General features: G+C 66.3%; 14 protein-coding genes and 1 tRNA gene. 7 read left to right on the plus strand and 8 right to left on the minus strand.

The genetic code is table 11. The features are described 5' to 3' along the window. Positions 1-240 precede the first annotated feature (240 nt). The gene (locus ABZ863_RS11015) at positions 241-720 is read left to right on the plus strand and encodes an NUDIX domain-containing protein (protein ID WP_358533779.1); all 480 of its coding nucleotides are present in this window, start codon (positions 241-243) and stop codon (positions 718-720) included. Between the two features lie 825 nt (positions 721-1,545). After that, positions 1,546-2,643, plus strand: a complete 1,098-nt coding sequence (locus tag ABZ863_RS11020) for a DUF222 domain-containing protein (RefSeq protein ID WP_358533782.1) — start codon at positions 1,546-1,548, stop codon at positions 2,641-2,643. A gap of 127 nt (positions 2,644-2,770) precedes the next feature. On the opposite strand, the gene ABZ863_RS11025 is transcribed toward ABZ863_RS11020, so the two are convergent. Together ABZ863_RS11025 and ugpC are read right to left on the minus strand one after the other, a co-directional pair. Then, positions 2,771-3,481, minus strand: coding sequence for a hypothetical protein (locus tag ABZ863_RS11025; protein ID WP_358533785.1), 711 nt, complete (start codon positions 3,479-3,481; stop codon positions 2,771-2,773). Between the two features lie 72 nt (positions 3,482-3,553). Continuing rightward, entirely contained in the window at positions 3,554-4,654 is a 1,101-nt protein-coding gene (gene ugpC, locus ABZ863_RS11030; RefSeq protein ID WP_358533788.1) for a sn-glycerol-3-phosphate ABC transporter ATP-binding protein UgpC, read from the minus strand. 74 nt (positions 4,655-4,728) lie between these two features. On the opposite strand from ugpC, the gene ABZ863_RS11035 reads away from it, so the two are divergent. Beyond that, positions 4,729-5,937, plus strand: coding sequence for an ROK family protein (locus ABZ863_RS11035; protein WP_358533790.1), 1,209 nt, complete (start codon positions 4,729-4,731; stop codon positions 5,935-5,937). 383 nt (positions 5,938-6,320) lie between these two features. Here the strand turns inward: ABZ863_RS11035 and ABZ863_RS11040 are convergent, their stop codons facing one another. The 4 genes from ABZ863_RS11040 to ABZ863_RS11055 form a co-directional block, all read right to left on the minus strand. Next, positions 6,321-6,953, minus strand: a complete 633-nt coding sequence (locus ABZ863_RS11040; RefSeq protein WP_358533792.1) for an SRPBCC family protein — start codon at positions 6,951-6,953, stop codon at positions 6,321-6,323. 100 nt (positions 6,954-7,053) lie between these two features. Then, complete coding sequence (locus tag ABZ863_RS11045; RefSeq protein ID WP_358533795.1) at positions 7,054-7,401, minus strand: histidine triad nucleotide-binding protein; 348 nt, start codon at positions 7,399-7,401, stop codon at positions 7,054-7,056. A gap of 90 nt (positions 7,402-7,491) precedes the next feature. Next, positions 7,492-7,842 (minus strand): Lsr2 family protein, encoded by a 351-nt coding sequence (locus ABZ863_RS11050; protein ID WP_358533798.1) that lies wholly within the window; start codon positions 7,840-7,842, stop codon positions 7,492-7,494. Positions 7,843-7,968: 126 nt separating this feature from the next. Further along, the gene (locus ABZ863_RS11055; RefSeq protein WP_358533801.1) at positions 7,969-8,754 is read right to left on the minus strand and encodes an MOSC domain-containing protein; all 786 of its coding nucleotides are present in this window, start codon (positions 8,752-8,754) and stop codon (positions 7,969-7,971) included. Positions 8,755-8,866: 112 nt separating this feature from the next. On the opposite strand from ABZ863_RS11055, the gene ABZ863_RS11060 reads away from it, so the two are divergent. From ABZ863_RS11060 to ABZ863_RS11070, 3 genes are read left to right on the plus strand one after another with little or no spacing between them, the layout of a single operon-like run. Continuing rightward, the gene (locus ABZ863_RS11060; protein WP_358533804.1) at positions 8,867-9,439 is read left to right on the plus strand and encodes an NAD(P)H-dependent oxidoreductase; all 573 of its coding nucleotides are present in this window, start codon (positions 8,867-8,869) and stop codon (positions 9,437-9,439) included. A gap of 32 nt (positions 9,440-9,471) precedes the next feature. Then, positions 9,472-10,461, plus strand: a complete 990-nt coding sequence (locus tag ABZ863_RS11065) for an ATP-binding cassette domain-containing protein (RefSeq protein ID WP_358533807.1) — start codon at positions 9,472-9,474, stop codon at positions 10,459-10,461. Next, positions 10,458-11,315 (plus strand): ABC transporter permease, encoded by an 858-nt coding sequence (locus ABZ863_RS11070; RefSeq protein WP_358533810.1) that lies wholly within the window; start codon positions 10,458-10,460, stop codon positions 11,313-11,315. The genes ABZ863_RS11065 and ABZ863_RS11070 overlap by 4 nt, the downstream gene beginning before the upstream one ends. Before the next feature lie 23 nt (positions 11,316-11,338). Here ABZ863_RS11070 and ABZ863_RS11075 read toward each other — a convergent pair whose 3' ends face one another. Continuing rightward, positions 11,339-14,500: an AAA family ATPase gene (locus tag ABZ863_RS11075; protein WP_358533813.1), complete on the minus strand. Its 3,162-nt coding sequence runs from the start codon at positions 14,498-14,500 to the stop codon at positions 11,339-11,341. Positions 14,501-14,567: 67 nt separating this feature from the next. Continuing rightward, positions 14,568-15,890 carry a M20/M25/M40 family metallo-hydrolase gene (locus tag ABZ863_RS11080; RefSeq protein WP_358533816.1) on the minus strand — a complete coding sequence of 441 codons (1,323 nt, stop codon included), beginning with the start codon at positions 15,888-15,890 and terminating at the stop codon, positions 14,568-14,570. A gap of 101 nt (positions 15,891-15,991) precedes the next feature. On the opposite strand from ABZ863_RS11080, the gene ABZ863_RS11085 reads away from it, so the two are divergent. Beyond that, positions 15,992-16,075 (plus strand) — tRNA-Leu (locus ABZ863_RS11085). Positions 16,076-16,288 lie beyond the last annotated feature (213 nt).

Genomic DNA, 16,288 nt, shown 5'->3' on the forward strand with positions numbered 1-16,288 from the left:
CCCGGGAGCCACTACCGCGTCAAGCCAGTCCCGTGTCCGCCTCCGGCTGAGACGAGACCCTGAGGTGTTTGCCTGACGGGCGGCGTGTTTCCGCGTCGACGACCGGCTCATGTCGAAGGCGTGTGTGCCTCCGCGAGGTCGGCTTTTCAGCTGTTTCGCAGGCCCGCGGTCGGACGGGGCCGGCCGGCAGGCATACCGCGGTTGCCCACCGCGCGCCCTGAACGGCGGTGGCCGGGCAGAATGGCGGCTGTGTCAGCCAAACGCAGCGCCGGAATCCTGCTCTACCGCGCCACCCAAGGCAGCGTCGAGGTTCTCCTCGGCCACATGGGTGGGCCTTTCTGGGCGCGGAAGGACGCAGGTGCGTGGTCGGTCCCGAAGGGCGAGTACGACCAGGACGAGGAGCCGGCTGCCGCAGCCCGCCGAGAGTTTCAGGAGGAGCTGGGATTGCCGGCTCCGGCGGGGGAGCTGGCTTGTTTGGGAGAGGTCAAGCAGGCGGGCGGCAAGGTAGTCACTGTATGGGCCCTCGCCGGCGACCTCGAACCGCACACTGTCGTGCCAGGGACCTTCCAACTGGAGTGGCCCCGCGGTTCGGGGGTGGTCCGCGAGTTCCCGGAGCTCGATCGTGTCGTCTGGTTCGACCTTACCAAAGCCAGGGAAAAGCTGGTGAAGGCTCAACAGGCCTTCCTTGACCGGCTTGCCGAGTATCTGGCTCACGCCTGAGGAGAATCGGCGGCGTCGCTGGTTCCGATAGTCGAAAATCGCACTGCAGCCGCAGCGTTTCGGGTCGGTGTCGCCGGGTACGTCCGGAGCATGCAAACGGTCCCGGAGACGACGGTGGGTCAGCCCTGCGTGGCCAACTCGACCATGGTGACCGGCTTGGTACGTGTCACAGAGGGCTCCCGGCACATTTTGCTCGGGAATGGGCAGTCGGTGGGCGTGCTCTCGTCGTATCCCGTGCGTAACGGGATTGGTTTGCACAGCCTTGCGGTGGCAATCCGCTTTGGTTGCGCCGAATGTGGTGATCCCTGCGAGGCGACGCTCGTCGCAGTGCTGGACCAGGTCTTGATCTGTCCCGCCTGCTACCCGACTTTGTGTACGAGTGCGTCGCCTGCTGTGGAAGGGAATGGGGGCTTTCGGCCCTGTCCTGCCGGGTCGGAGCCCGTAAAGCTGTATGCGTTCGCCCGCTAGGCCGCGGTGAAACGGGCGGACCGTTGGGGTCTGAGCCGCGGTGCGTACTGATCGGTGGCGGGGAAGAATCGCCGGTCGGTATTGGGACGTGCACACCTGGACGGTAGTTCTGGGAGTTCTGGGACTCGGCATGCGCACGGCCCGGTCATGGTGCGGGCAGCCGGCTAAATGGGGTGCGGGCTGCCCGCACCGCCAACTTTCCCGCTGTACGGGGGATTCCTGCTCTCCTTCGATGTCAGTTTCTTGTCGCCGGTGCGAACTCGCGGGACTTGTTGATCAATGCGCCCTTGTCCGGGGCCTGCCATGTCCTGCTTACCGAACATGCTTTGCGCGAACGGTCCGTTCGTGCCGGGTGAGATGTCCGACGACGCCGCCGAGCTTGGGTTCGCAACCCGGCGCCGGCGCTGGGTTTCCTGTCCGCACTTTCTTGATATCGCAACGAAAGCCGTGGCCGTCGGCGTATCGCAGCTGGCGGCCGCTCAGTGTGCCGAGCGCGCGGCGTCGACTCTGCTTACACCGGGTTCCGCGACAAGACTGGTGACAATAGAACATACGTTCGATACTGTCTGTGCAGACACCGCCGTTGTGGACGGCGATGGGCTGCCATGCCATACACCTGGTCAGAACGAGAGGTTGAAACCTATGTTGCACGAGCTGTCATTGGAAGGACTGAGCGGAGGTGATCTCGTGCGCACCATTCAAGCGCTCCAAGAGGAGATCTGCAGGCTCGAGGCGTTGCGACTGAAGGCCGTCGCTCGGCTCGACGATCTCACGAAAGATAAGGATGGTCTGGCGAAGCAGCTCGCGAATATTCTGAGTGTTTCGGAAACGTCGGCCCACAAGGAGATCGGGCTGGCCAAGGCGCTGACAACTCGGTTGCCTAACACGCTGGAAGCCATGCAGCGAGGGGATCTGGATGCACTCAAGGCGAGCAAGCTTGCTGGGCCAACAAGTCCGCTGACTGACGAACAGGCTCGCGAGGTCGATGCCGTGATGGCAACCCGTACTCGCGGCAAGACTCCTTCCGCCCTGCGGCGTTCGGTCAATCGTGCGGTCGCGAAGACGGACCCCATAGGGACCGGAGTTCGAGCCGTGCCGCAAGTCGCCGTGGGAAAGGTTGACCTGATTCATCGACAGCGAGGAACCGTTCGACTTGCTGGTGACCTACCAGTGAATGCAGGAGTGGCTGCCTTTGCCCGCATTGATGCTGAGGCGCGTCGCCGACGGAATGACGCAGAAGGTAAGACGCTCGACCAGCTACGTGCCGATGTGTTCGCCGACCTGCTGTTGCAGGGGGTGAGTCAACGTAGTGCTAGTCGAGAATCGAAGTTCTCAACACGTTTCCGTCGACGCCGTTCCATGCGTGTTCTCGGCGCATTGGCCCCGTCGCAGGGTTTCGGGACAGAGGGTCAGACATCGGTATCACCGGCGGACGGCGTTCCGTCTGGTGGGTGACTCTGGACAGGTTCGGTCGACGGTGATCCACGATCGCGGGCCGCGGGGGTTGAAACCGATGGGTCCTTCTGACGGTGATAGTCGAGGTTGCCGAAGGTTCATCCTCGCGATCGGCGCCGTGGCGTGCTTAGCGCTCGTCGCCCTGCTGGGGCGGTTCGGGTGGTCTCGTTGGAGGCCACGGTGGCGCAGCCGGTGGTGCGTCGGCGTTTGCAGGTGGGGGCGTTGGCGCTGGGAAGCCATACCGCGGTGTGATCGGTTCCGAATCCATCGCCCGGTCGGCGAGCATCAGCCGAAGCGCGAGAGCTGTGGCAACAATGCCAAGCAATGTCGCGCCGATGAACAGCCACAAACCCAACCCGATGGCGGATTGGACCTGGAAGGCATCATTGCCAGTCGCTGCACCCGTTGGGCGCAGCGTGTCTTGGAGGCTCAGAACCTGCATCAGCACGGTCCACACAACACCCGCAAGAAACGCCGTACCAATGGCCGTCGTCAAGACGGCAGCGCCGCGCGCACGCGGACCAGCCCTGTCTCGTATGGCAAGCACTGCCGCCAGGCCGGCGAGGATCAGAAGAAGTGCGGCGAATATCAAGGGCAGGCCGTTGTTCGGCACACCGCCTTCCTGGTCGCTGGCGCTGGTTGTGAATCCCCAGCTCGTGACAGTCATCTCGAATTGTGTGCTGCCGAGGACCGTCAGTTGGCCCGAGAAAATCGGCAAGAAGGAACCGGCGATGGTCAGTCCTGCAGCAATGAAAGCCAACGCTGCCGCGACCACGCCAAGTGGCCGCGGCGATGCGGAAGGCTGCGCGCCGGGTTGTACGGGTCCAAGACTGGACATCGGTCAATCGTGCCACCATGCCAGCCTTGGCAACAGGCCCGAGGGTCGGACCCGAATACCGGGCGGCATCGGTCAGGCAGTCAGGCGCTGCCCCGTCTGGGGATTGAATGCGTGCGGGGCTTCAGGGGCGCGCAGACTGACCCGGATCGTGTCGCCGAAGGCGGGCGTGGTCTGTGTTTCTGTGCGGAAGATGAACCGCTCCTGGCCGCCGCCGATGTCTACTCGACCGTAGACGTAGGCGTCGGAACCCAGCACCTCGACAAGTTCGACTTTGAGTTCGAGTGCGGCTTCCCCGGGTTGGGCGGGGCGCAGGCCTTCCGGTCGGATGCCCACGGTCACCTCGCGCAGGCCGCTTGCTTCAGGTCCGGCGAGGAGGTCCCTCGCGATCGGTACAGTGAGGCCGTCCAGCTTGGCGCCCTCCGATGTCAATGGCACGGTCGTCAGGTTCATTCCGGGCGAACCGATGAACCCGGCCACGAACACATTGAGTGGTGTGTCGTACAGCGCGCGCGGGGTGTCGCATTGTTGCAGGACGCCGTTCTTGAGGACGGCGACCCGGTGGCCCATGGTCATGGCTTCGATCTGGTCATGTGTGACGTAGACCGTGGTGGTGCCGAGCCGGCTCTGCAAGGCCGTGATGTTGGCTCGGGTTTCGACGCGCAGCTTGGCGTCCAGGTTGGACAACGGTTCGTCCATCAGGAACACGGCTGGTTCCCGGACAATGGCTCGGCCCATCGCGACGCGCTGCCTCTGCCCTCCAGACAAGGCCTTGGGTTTGCGGTCGAGATAGTCGGTGAGATCGAGGAGGCGGGCCGCGTCCCTGACGCGCTGCGCGATCTCTGACTTGCCGACGCGCTTGATCTTCAGCGCAAAGCCCATGTTCTCGGCTACCGTCATGTGCGGGTAGAGAGCATAGGACTGGAACACCATCGCGATGTCACGGTTCTTCGGCGACACATCGGTGACGTCGCGGCCGCCGATGGTGATCGAGCCCTCATCGACGTCCTCCAAGCCGGCGAGCATGCGCAGCGCGGTGGACTTCCCCGACCCCGAAGGGCCCACCAGTACCAAGAACTCACCGTCGGCGATGTCGAGCGAAAGCTTGTCGACGGCGCGGACGGGGGGATTGCCGGAGAAAACTCGGGACGCTTCGCGGAACGACACATCAGCCATACGCATTGTCTATCCGATCACAAGCGCTAGCAGCTAGGCTTAGATAGTCTAGTAGACGAACTAATCAGGGGATCATGGAGCGAGACTCGCCTGCCCGGCCGGCGCAGCAGCACGAGCACAACCTGGCGCTGATCATGCGGTTGGTGGCGCGCACAGGCGCCGTGTCGCGGGCGAAGCTCGCGCACGACAGCGGGCTGACCAAATCCACCGTCACCCAGCTGACCGGGGAACTCGTCGGTGGTGGTCTCCTCCGGGAGATCGGTACGGGCCCCGCCCGCGGGCCCGGCAGGCCGGCGAACCTGCTCGTGCTCGACTCGCTGGGGCCGGTCGGCATCGGGTTGCAGGTCGGCGTCGACCACGTTGCCGGATACCTGACAGATCTCACCGGCAAGATCCGCGACCGCGCGCTCCGGCGGGCCGATGACCTGCGTGGGGATCCACTGCGTGTGATTAAGGCTGCTGAGCCGGTGTTGCGTCGATTGATCAATGCGGCGAACAGTACCGATAACGTAGTCGCCGGGGTGGCGGTCGGCCTACCCGGGCGTGTCAGAGACGCGACTGTGGTCCGTTCCACGGTCCTCGGCTGGAGCGAGACCAATCTGCCCTGGTTGCTCGGCGACCGGCTAGATGCGCTCGGTGCTGGAAGTATCCCGGTGACCGTGCACAACAGTCACCATCTCGCGGCTCATGCTGAGCAGTGGTTCACCGGTGACAACGCCGAGATCCTGGTCTACGTGGGCGGGGAACCGGTCCTGGGCGCAGGCATTCTGGCCGGCGGCCAGGTGCGTGGCGGGGCACGGGGCGCGGCCGGTGAACTCGCGCACGTTCGCGTCAGTTTCGGTGACCTGCCGTGCGCCTGCGGCGGCGTCGGATGCCTGGACACGGTGGCTGGTCAGCAAGCGCTGTCGCGAGCGTCAGGTGTCGACATGCCGAGCCGTTCCCGACTGGTCGGCGGTGATGGCCCACTCCCTGCGCTGCTCGAATCCGGGGAGCGGCGGGCCGTCGCCGCAGCCCGCCGCGCGGCCGAAGGACTCGGCGAGGTCCTAGGCGGCCTCGTGCCGGCATTGGACCCGGACGTCATCGTGCTGGGCGGTCACTTCGCCACGCTCGGTGCACCGTTCTTGGAACGCGTCCGCGGCGAGCTGGCTCAACAGTGCCCCGAGCTGGGCGCAGATATGCGGATCCGCCCTTCCCGGCTACCTCCAGATGTGGTCGCGCGGGCCGCCGCCACTACCGTCACCCAACACCTCATCGAAGATCCAGCGGTCCGGCTGGCTGAGTAGTTCTACGGCAAGGATGTCTTTCCCGACAGGATGATGAGGTGGCTCCGACCTACGTTTCATCCACGGTTCCTTCTCGGCTTGAACGACGACCGCATCCACACTGGACTGGCTGCAAAGAACCTGCACCCGCCCCGGCCCGTTCCGACACCAAGGGCGCGGACGGTTGCTATGGTCGGTGAGCTCTGGGGAGTGGGTGCCAGGACACGTGTGCGATCGGGCAGGCTGCGCGGCGCTCGACGAGCCGGTGACGGCCCTGCAAAGGTCAGCGGAGCGTTACCGTGGGCTTGGACGGGCCTTCCGATCGGCGCACGGGCTGGTCGCACCCGTCCTGCCGCCGAAAAGACCCGTTCACACATCAGGCCCACCAGTCGTCACTGCAACTGTTAGCTGTGTTGTTCGGTGAGGTCCGGCGCGTGTAGTGCCAGCGCTGCAGTGGTCGCCCTGGTGATCTCGGCGGGCGCCGCAGTCCCCGCCGCCTCGGTGGCACTGGCCCAGGCGCTGATCACATGCTGGGAGAATCGCTGTACGTCGGGAGACTGTCGCCAGACCACCGGCCCGTGGGCCCGCTCGCCGCGCAGCAGCTGGTCGAGCGCGAGGAGACTGACGTCCCAACCGGGGCCCAGCTGCACGGGGACAGTGTCGCTCCAGGTGGTTTCCGACGGCGTCGTGTGTGTCAACTCGAGCACCGTGCCGCCGTCGTCATCCGCCGCCAAGCGCAGTTGCACCGTACCTCCCCCTGGGTCCCAGCCCAGCCGTAGCAGGTGCGGGCGCTCGCATCGCAGGATCTCGCCGGAGGCAACGTCGCCGAGCTGGAACCGGCCGCCAACGTGGAGATCGCCGCTGACCGGCGCGTACCACCCTCCGATGCGGGCAGGGTTGGTCACGGCGGCCCACACCTCCTCAACACTGGTCGGATAGCGGCGGCGCAGCAGTACACCCGCTGTCTGGTCACCTGCATCCGACTGTCTGCTGACCTCGCGGTACACGCACGTGAGTTGGGTCGCGATGTCGATCATCGGTTGTGTGTGCCCTCCCTCCCGCGGCCACCACATGGCCTGCCGCGCGCACGCGCGTATCTTCCCCGCCCGGCTGTCGCCAGCGCAACGCTCGCCGCGCTCAGCCGGGTGGCCAGGTCATGCCGCGGCCTCCCAGCACGTGGCAATGCGCGTGGAAGACCGTCTGGTTGGCGTCGGGTCCGGTGTTGAAGACCATGCGGTAGCCGGTGGCGTTCACGCTGTCGAGTTTCGCGACCTCACCGGCCACCGCCAGCACCTCGCCCGCCAGCGCAGGGTCGGCTGCGGCCATCGCGGCGGCATCGGCGTAGTGCACTTTCGGGATCACCAGGATGTGAGTCGGCGCCTGCGCGGCGATGTCGCGAAAGGCCAGAACGGTGTCGGTCTCGTGGACTACCGTTGCCGGGATCGCACCATCCACGATCCGGCAGAACATGCACTCGGTACTCATCGTGTTCACTGTAGAGACATCGGTAACGTCCTTCCGCATGGCAACGGGACGCCGAAAACTCTGCCAGCGTCCCGCAGCGGAATGATCGTTTCAGTTTCCCTTGTGGTAGGCCTCGGTAACCTCGGACGGAATGCGGCCGCGTTCGGAAATGTCGAAACCGTTCTTGCGTGCCCAGGCGCGAATCGCCTGATTCTGCTCCCGGTCGGCGGTCGACGACCGGGCAGGCGCCACGCCGTTGGAACGCTTGCCCGAGGGGCGTTTGCGGCCACCCGCGCGGCGTCCGTGCTCGATGTACTGCGCCAGCGAATCGCGCAACTCTTCGGCATTGTCTGCGGACAGATCGATCTCGTAGGTGACACCGTCCAGGGCGAACTCGACGGTCTCGTCGGCGTCGGAACCGTCAAGATCGTCCACGAGGGAGACAAGAATCTGCTGCGCCACCGTTCCTCCTGCTTTGTGGGGACAAGGCAAATGCGAATTGCCTTCTCCGGCGGAAGTGTACCGGATGCCGCCTATCCGCGGATGTAAGAAAGGAATCTGACAGCGGCTTGTTATGTTTAGCAGCGGTTATGCACCGGTATCGAGATGAACGGTGTCACCGGGACGCAGGGTGCCGCCACCGAGCACTTCGGCGTAGCAGCCCATCTCGATGTGGCCGTACTCCTGCGCGAGCAGCCGAGGCACCCGCAGATCCCGTCGCGCCGTGGCCGGATCCACCTCCGTGGCCGCGCACCGCTTGGTCTTGAGCACCACGCGCAGGCGTAGCCGGCCGATCCGCATCTCGCTGCCGACCAGATCTCGTTCGCACCACGGTGGCAGGCCGTCGACGTAGACGTTGGCGCGAAACCGGAGCGGATCGACGTGCCGGCCGATACGCTGCGCCAGATCGCGCACCGAGGCCAGGTTGACCAGCGAGATCGCGTTCATCATCGCATCGGAGACCACCGAGACATCGGTGAACCGCCGCCCTTCGACACGGGCCAGCACCGGCGGGTCTTCCGGAGCCCGGCCCAGCGCCCGCCCGAAGAACGCAGCCGCGTCGGCGGCGCCTGTGTCTGTGGTCAGCGTCGTCGCGAGAACCTGGCGCCCGTCGACGTGCACCCGCAGCATTCCGCTGGCCGGGTCGAGGTGCGTTGCCAACCCGGCGAGCCGCTCGTCGCGCGCCAGCATGAAGAACTGCGTCTTCGGCAGGGGGCGCGTAATCCCCGGCACGTACCGGCCATCGGGCCTCGCCAATGCGAAAACCCTGTCGTGCGGAATCCCCTCGCCCGGCTCGAGCGTCGCCGCGGCCAGACGCTGCGGGCTCAGGCCCTTGATCGGGTAGACGTACAGGCTGTCGACGTTTCCGGTCATCGTCTCGTGCTCCCCTCGCCGTGGGCACCGTATCCCGCTAGATCCGATCTAGCGTTCGCGCCTACCGGATCTCGCGCCTGATCTGTGAAGGCAGCACCTGCAGGGAGGTCTGATGGGTGATGGGGAGACGCTCCGCGTGGCGGTGATCATCGGCAGCACCCGCGACGGCAGGGTCGGCCCCGCTGTGGGCGCGTGGTTCACCGGTGCGGCGCGGCGCCGTGACGATATGGCTGTGACCCTGGTGGATCTCGCGGACTTCGAGCTGCCGTCCCGGCTGCCCGACACGGCGACCGCGCCAATGGTGGAGTTTGCGGCCCGGATCCGGTGGGCGGACGCGTTCGTGGTCGTGACCCCCGAGTACAACCGCAGCTTCCCCGCCTCCCTGAAGCAGGCGATCGACGTCGCCTATGACGAATGGCACGCCAAACCGGCCGGGTTCGTGTCCTACGGCTTTCGCTCGGCCGGGTTGTACGCGGTCGAACAACTGCGCGGAGTGTTCACCGAACTGCATGTGGTTACGATGCGCGACACTGTCAGCTTCAACCTTCTCGATGACGGCGTCGAGGGCGGCAGACCCCCGCCGAGCGAGGCACTCGACCGTGCCGTGACCGCGATGCTCGACCAGCTTGCGTGGTGGGGCTGCGCGCTGCGCTCCGCCCGGACCACGTGCCCCTACGTGTGCTGAGGGCGACCCCTGCGACTGATGGAAGGACCTCGATGAACAAACCCGGACACGACCTGGCGATCGAGACGTCAGGCCTGATCAAGACCTTCGGTAAGACACGCGCTGTCAACGGCATCGACCTCGCCGTCCCCGCCGGCACGGTGTACGGGGTGCTCGGCCCCAACGGTGCGGGCAAGACGACCGCCGTCAGGATGCTGGCCACCCTGCTCCGCCCCGATGGCGGTGAGGCGCGGGTGTTCGGACACGACGTGATCCACGAGGCCGACGTCGTGCGCAGCAGGGTCAGCCTCACCGGGCAGTACGCGTCGATCGACGAGGATCTGACCGGAACGGAGAACCTGGTCCTACTGGCCCGCCTGCTCGGGCATCGCAAGCCGGCGGCGCGGCGGCGGGCCGCGGGGCTGCTGGAGGCGTTCGGCCTGACCGAGGCCGCGGGCCGCCAGGTGAAGAACTACTCGGGCGGTATGCGCCGCCGGATCGACATCGCGGCGAGCATCATCAAGACACCCGACCTGCTGTTTCTCGACGAGCCGACGACGGGCCTCGACCCACGCAGCCGCAACCAGGTGTGGGACATCATCCGGATCATCGTTGCGCAGGGCACCACGGTGCTGCTGACGACGCAGTACCTCGATGAAGCGGATCAGCTGGCCGGCCGCATCGCGGTGATCGACCACGGCAAGGTCATCGCCGAGGGAACACCGGGCCAGCTGAAGGCCTCGGTCGGTTCCGGCTCGGTGCATGTACGGCTGCGAGATGCGACGCAGCGAGCGCAGGCCGAAGCGGTGCTGGCGCGCACGCTGGAGACCACCGTGCAGCTCGACCCGGATCCGGTCGCGCTCACTGCCCGAATTTCGGGCGATGAGTCCGGACGTGCCGCTGCCGAGCAAGCGGCACGTGCGCTTGCCGAGTTGGCGCGCGAGGGCATCACCGTCGACGACTTCTCACTCGGCCAGCCCAGCCTGGACGAGGTGTTTCTCGCGTTGACCGACCGTACGACCACGCAGGAGGTAGCGGCGTGACCACGACCGCGACGACCAACGATTCGGCACCGGAGACGGCCTACGTGCCGGCTGCCGACAGCCTGGCCGCCGTTCTGGCGGCTGGTGAGCAGCCGCCCCGGCCGAGCGCGCTCTCGGCCTCGCTCACGTTCTCGTGGCGCACCATGTTGAAGATCAAACACGTGCCGGAGCAGCTGTTCGACGTCACGCTGTTCCCCATCATGATGACGCTGATGTTCACCTACCTCTTCGGTGGCGCGCTCGCGGGCTCGACCGATGAGTACCTGCAATACCTGCTGCCGGGAATCCTGGTGATGAGCGTTGTGATGATCACGATGTACACCGGTGTGGGTGTCAACACCGACATCGAGAAGGGCGTTTTCGACCGGTTCCGCACGTTGCCGATCTGGCGGCCCTCGGCACTGGTCGGCGCGCTCATCGGTGACCTGTTCCGCTACACCCTGGCCTCGGTGGTCATCCTCGGGCTGGGGCTGATCATGGGCTTCCGCCCGGCGGGCGGCTTCGGAGGCGTGCTGGCCGGCATCGGGGTTCTGCTGGCCTTTTCGTTCGCCTTCTCCTGGGTCTGGACTCTGTTCGGGTTGCTGCTGCGGAGCGAACGGTCGGTGATGGGCGTGAGCATGCTCGTGCTGTTCCCGATGACGTTCCTGAGCAATGTGTTCGTCAACCCGGAGACGATGCCGGGCTGGTTGCAGGGCTTCGTGGACATCAATCCGATCGCCTACCTGGTGGCCGCTGTGCGTGGCGCGATGGACGGCACCTGGGACGGCAACGCGGTCACCTGGACATTCGTCTATGCGGCGGCGTTCCTCGTGGTCTTCGGAACGCTGACGATGCGCCAGTACAACCGGAAGTAAGTGACAGCCGTGTCTCCTGGCGGTCACAGCCGCCAGGAGACAGCAGGACCGGGGTCGTAGCGGCAGCTCGCGCCGGTGGAGACGGTCGCCCGTAGATGCATGGCGAGCTGGGGGTGGCGATCGTCGAGCTTGCGCAATGTGTCGCGAATGCGCGCGGTCACGGCTTTGCGGGCCCGCTCCGCGTCGTCACCGAGGCGGCGCGGGCGGCCACCAAGGCCCGCGGCCGCGCGCAGTTCCTGCAGCAATGCCGCTCGTTCCCGGTCGAACTCGGCGGCCCTGCGGTCGTCACCGCGCAGCGTGGCGCGGTCGATCTCTTCGTCCAGTTCGGTGAGCCGGCGCCGGTACCGCGCCCTGGCCTCGTCGTCGAGGACGTCGTCTCCGCCGAGTCGTTTCGCTGCGACGACGACGTCGCCACCGGCGGGATTGAGCAGCGCCACGGCAGGCACATCGGTGCCTGGCCTGCTGAGCAGGTGGTGCAGATCGCGCAGACCCTTGGCGTCGGGCAGGTGGACGGTGTGACCGTCCATTGTCAGCGACCAGACCTCGCCAATGAACCGGAACTCGTTGACCGGCACTGGTTGCGCACTGCCCAGTGTGGACTTCAGCGCGCGGGCTTTCGCAGTGAGGCACTGCATGCCAATCTCCGTCGCTTCGCGCTCAATGTCCTCCAGAAGCGACGCTGCCATAGCACCGTCGCCCGGCCGGCCACGTCGGAGCGTCGTCTCCGCGAGGCCCGCACGGGCCTCCAGCGACCATGTCGCTGACTGCATTTCCATCGCCGACCGGTGGGCTTCGGTGAACTTGTCGATCGCGTCGTCCCAGCGCCCTTGTGCGGCATCCAGGACAGCCAGCCAGTAGACCGCAGGACCGCTGATGTCGAAGCCGAACATCGACACGAGGTATTGACCGCGTAAAGGGTCGAGGGCGGCGCGTGCCTGTTCGCACAGCTGGGGATCACCGATCATGGCCGCTGCCTGCGCCTGGAAACGTAGCCAGAGGGGGAGTACGTCGTTCGACGGAGCGTCGTCTTTTCGTGCTTGGTCGGCGAGGAGCCGCTGGGCAGGGCCGGTGTCGCCTTCGCGGAGCCTGGTGATCGCCTCGAGCAACGGGGCATGCGCGTAGTTGTGCCTGCGAAGTTCGGTGTGGACGGTTGCGAGTTCATCGGTCCTGCCCTGGTGATAGAACAAGGACCAGTGCAGATGGGTGTTCATAGGTGCGAAGTGGACCTCATGTGCGAAGGTCGCCAGTTGGCTTGTCACCTGTGCGAACAGTGCCTCGGCTTCCGCGAAGCGACCCCGGAATGTGGCGATGATGACCTGGTCGACAATTGCGCCCATGGCCATCCGGGTGTCATCGGACTTGTCGACGAGCGCGACGAACCGGTCGAGCTGAGCGAGGTAACCCGGATCGCCCAGCTCCAGCAGCGCAACCCAGCGCAGCGAGGTCGCGTATTGAGCCATCTCGGCGTCGGCCGTGCGGTGAGCCACCGCCACCAGCTCATTGGTCAGCGCGACCCGCTGTTCGGCCGTGCCGGGACCCCAGATCGTGTCGTGGAGCGTCCACAGGCTGAATCCGAGAGCCTCGTCGTCACCCCCGTGCCTGGCCTGATGTTCGAGGCGGATCACTACCTCGGTGGCGAGTTGCTGCAACGGCTTGTCTGCGGGGACGTCGTCGTCGATCAACTCCCGATGCGCCAGCCTGATCAGCTCGTCAGCCAAGCCAGGTGTCAGGACACGCGGCCTGCGGTATGCGGTGAGCGCGACCCGTGCGAGTAGTTCGGGATCGGCCTGCGCCTTGACGAAGTCCGCGGCAGCGGTCAGCACCTCCGCGGCCGCTGCCTGATCACCGTTGTGCAGCAGCTCCTGAGCGAGCTCCACTGCGATCACGGTCCGGAGGCGCGGTTGGGCCGGGGCGGCGAGTTCGAGTCCCCGGCGATAGTGCCCGACCGCTTCGTCGAGCGCGAGCCGCGAGGCCGCGTGCCTGCCTGCTGCGAGGAGCAGGTCGACCGCGCGCTCGGGCTCGAGCTCGGCGCCGGCCAGGTAGCCGTGCTGCGCCAGGTCAGCGGGAAAGACGTGCTCGGCGAGCGCGGGGGAGTGGTCGAGTGCGCGCACGACGGCCGCGTGCCGCCGCGGCAGCTCCGCCTGATTCAGTGACTCGTAGAGCGTCTCGCGCACGAGGTCGTGGCCGAAGGCGAACAGTCCAGCACCACGGGAGATGACGAGCCGGGCCGCGATGGCACGTTCGAGCAACCGGTCGACCTGAGCGACCGGTGCGGCAACTGTTGCGGCCAGCACCTGGCGGTGGAATTCCCTGCCGAGGACGGCAGCGGCGGCCAGCAGCTCGGTCACCGGCGGGGGAAGCAGGGAGAGCCTGTGCCGCACGCTGTCCCGGATGCCGGGTGGAATGCCGGCTGCCGAACCACTGGTGTGCCACAGCCGCGCTGTCTGCTCGACGAAGAAGGGGTTGCCACCGGTTCGCCGGTGCACCTCAGCGACGAGGGCGGGATCGGGCTCGGTGCCCACCGTGCGGGCCATCAGTGCGCCGACTTCGCTGCGGTCGAGGCCGGTCAATGTCAGTGTCGTAGCCCGGCCAAGCAACGATGTGATCAGTGGCCGCAACCCGTGCTCGGCGGCTTCCACCTCAGCATCGCGGTAGGTGCCGATCAGCAGCACGCGCTCGAACCAGGTGTGCTGGGCCGCGAATTCCAGTAGCCGTAGCGATGCGATGTCGCCCCAGTGCAGGTCATCGAGCACCACCAGAACCGGGCGCGTCTGCGAGACCGACACGAGTGCGCTCGTCACTGCGTCGTACAGCTGGAACGTGTCAGCCTGCTCGGCGGTGGGTCCGTCGCCGAGGAGCACGCCGATGGCGGTTCCGCCGGCCTGTTCGACCGCGGCCCATTCCTCGGGTGTGGTGGTTCGTCGCAGGCCCCGGAGGACCTGTACCCAGGGCCAGTAACCCGGCGCGGTGTGGGAATCCCAGCAGGAACCGCTCAGCACGAGGGCACCCCGGCGCCTGGCGTGGTCGGCCGCATCCGTAACCAGGCTGGTCTTGCCGATGCCGGGTTCACCGGTGACGAGCACAAGCCCGCCATGGCTGTCAGCGGTTCGGGTGATCTCCGCGCGCAGGGTTGCCGTGGGGTGGCTCCGGCCGATGAGCGCGCCGGCGCTGTTGTCGGTTCGCATGGCGCCCTCGACCCTAGCGACAACTGGGGCGGAATGCCTGTTGCGCCCGGTACTGAACAGGTGTGTCTCAGCTGGCGCGGAAGAACCGGTCCAGCACACGTGTGCCGAAGCGCAGTGCCTCGACGGGGACCCGCTCATCGACACCGTGGAACAGGCCGGAGAAGTCGAGATCGGCGGGCAGCTGCAAGGGTGCGAAGCCGAAGTTGCGGATGCCGAGCTTCTGGAACGCCTTGGCGTCAGTGCCGCCGGACAGCATGTACGGCAGCGTCCGTGCCCCGGGGTCCTCGGCGAGCACCGCGGCGGTCATGGCGTCCACCAGCGCGCCGTCGAAGGTCGTCTCTACCGGCGGCAGCTCCATCCATTCCCGCTCGATGTCCGGGCCCAGCAGCTCGTCCAGCTCGCGATTGAACGCCTCGAGCCTGCCAGGCAGAATCCGGCAGTCGACCGTGGCCTCGGCGGTCGAGGGGATGACATTCGACTTGTACCCGGCCGTCAACATCGTCGGGTTCGCTGTGTCGCGAAGCGTCGCGCCGATCATGCGTGAGATGTTGCCCAGTTTGGCGACGGCGCCCTCGATGTCGTCCTCGGGGAAGTCCCATCCGGTGATCTCGGTGACCCCCGCGAGGAACTCCCGCACCGAGTCGGTGAACACCAGCGGGAAGCGGTGGTTGCCCAGCTTCGCGACGGCCTCGGCGAGCTTGGTGACGGCGTTGTCGCGGTGAACCATCGAACCGTGGCCTGCTGTCCCGCGCACACGCAGCGTCATCCAGCGGATGCCCTTCTCGGCGGTCTCGATGAGATAGGCGCGGACGTTGTCCTTGAGGGTGATCGAGAAACCGCCCACCTCGCTGATCGCCTCGGTAGCGCCCTCGAAGAGCTCGGGCCGGTTGTCGACCAGCCATTGCGCGCCGAACTGGCCGCCGGCTTCCTCGTCGGCCACGAAGGCGAAAATGATGTCGCGCGGCGGCACGATGCCCGCGCGCTTGTAGTGCCTGGCGACTGCCAGCGTCATCCCGAGCATGTCCTTCATGTCGACCGCGCCGCGGCCCCAGACATAGTCGTCCTGGACGGCTCCGGAGAACGGATGCACCGACCACTCTGAGGCGTCTGCAGGCACCACGTCGAGGTGCCCGTGTACCAACAGTGCACCCCGGCTCGGGTCGGCGCCGGCGAGCCGGGCGATGACGTTGTGCCGGTTCTTGCCGCCGGATTCGACGTAGCTGATCTCGTAACCGACCTCGGTCAGCTTCTCCGCCACGTACTCCGCCGCGGCGCGCTCGCCGACCAGCGTGCTCGGATCACCCGTGTTGGTGGTGTCGATACGGATCAGCTCGCTCGTGAGCGTCACTGCCTCGTCGGCGGCGGCATCGATCAGGCTCGGTTCGGTCACTCGCTATTCCTACCATCGATGCTGGTGAGGCTGATGAGGTCGCGGTGACAAGACCCCCGATGCAAGGTCAGGTGGACGTCGGCTACTCTTTTCCGCAGCAAGTCCGAGTGGCGGAATGGCAGACGCGCTAGCTTGAGGTGCTAGTGCCCGTAAAGGGCGTGGGGGTTCAAGTCCCCCCTCGGACACATATCCACGGCAAATTTGCCTCATGCGAGAGTGATCGAATAGCTACGGTGAGTAGTTTTCGGTGTGAGCGTGAGGCCGGTAGGCTCGGCCTCGGTGCGCCCTCCCCCTGGTGATCTGGACAGGGTGAGGAGTGGGTGACAGTGAGTTCTGCCGTCTCATCGACGGTGCTCCCCGGGTACGTGCGTGCTGATGCGGGAACGATCTCTCTGAGT

The sequence above is a fragment of the Saccharomonospora sp. NPDC046836 genome (assembly GCF_040645195.1).
GTDB lineage: Bacteria > Actinomycetota > Actinomycetes > Mycobacteriales > Pseudonocardiaceae > Prauserella_A.

Excerpts from the sequence above, each read along its gene's own strand:
- ABZ863_RS11015 (WP_358533779.1), top strand. The coding sequence starts at position 241 with ATGGCGGCTGTGTCAGCCAAACGCAGCGCCGGAATCCTGCTCTACCGC.
- ABZ863_RS11020 (WP_358533782.1), top strand. The coding sequence starts at position 1,546 with ATGTCCGACGACGCCGCCGAGCTTGGGTTCGCAACCCGGCGCCGGCGC.
- ABZ863_RS11025 (WP_358533785.1), bottom strand. The coding sequence starts at position 3,481 with ATGTCCAGTCTTGGACCCGTACAACCCGGCGCGCAGCCTTCCGCATCG.
- ugpC (WP_358533788.1), bottom strand. The coding sequence starts at position 4,654 with ATGGCTGATGTGTCGTTCCGCGAAGCGTCCCGAGTTTTCTCCGGCAAT.
- ABZ863_RS11035 (WP_358533790.1), top strand. The coding sequence starts at position 4,729 with ATGGAGCGAGACTCGCCTGCCCGGCCGGCGCAGCAGCACGAGCACAAC.
- ABZ863_RS11040 (WP_358533792.1), bottom strand. The coding sequence starts at position 6,953 with ATGATCGACATCGCGACCCAACTCACGTGCGTGTACCGCGAGGTCAGC.
- ABZ863_RS11045 (WP_358533795.1), bottom strand. The coding sequence starts at position 7,401 with ATGAGTACCGAGTGCATGTTCTGCCGGATCGTGGATGGTGCGATCCCG.
- ABZ863_RS11055 (WP_358533801.1), bottom strand. The coding sequence starts at position 8,754 with ATGACCGGAAACGTCGACAGCCTGTACGTCTACCCGATCAAGGGCCTG.
- ABZ863_RS11060 (WP_358533804.1), top strand. The coding sequence starts at position 8,867 with ATGGGTGATGGGGAGACGCTCCGCGTGGCGGTGATCATCGGCAGCACC.
- ABZ863_RS11065 (WP_358533807.1), top strand. The coding sequence starts at position 9,472 with ATGAACAAACCCGGACACGACCTGGCGATCGAGACGTCAGGCCTGATC.
- ABZ863_RS11075 (WP_358533813.1), bottom strand. The coding sequence starts at position 14,500 with ATGCGAACCGACAACAGCGCCGGCGCGCTCATCGGCCGGAGCCACCCC.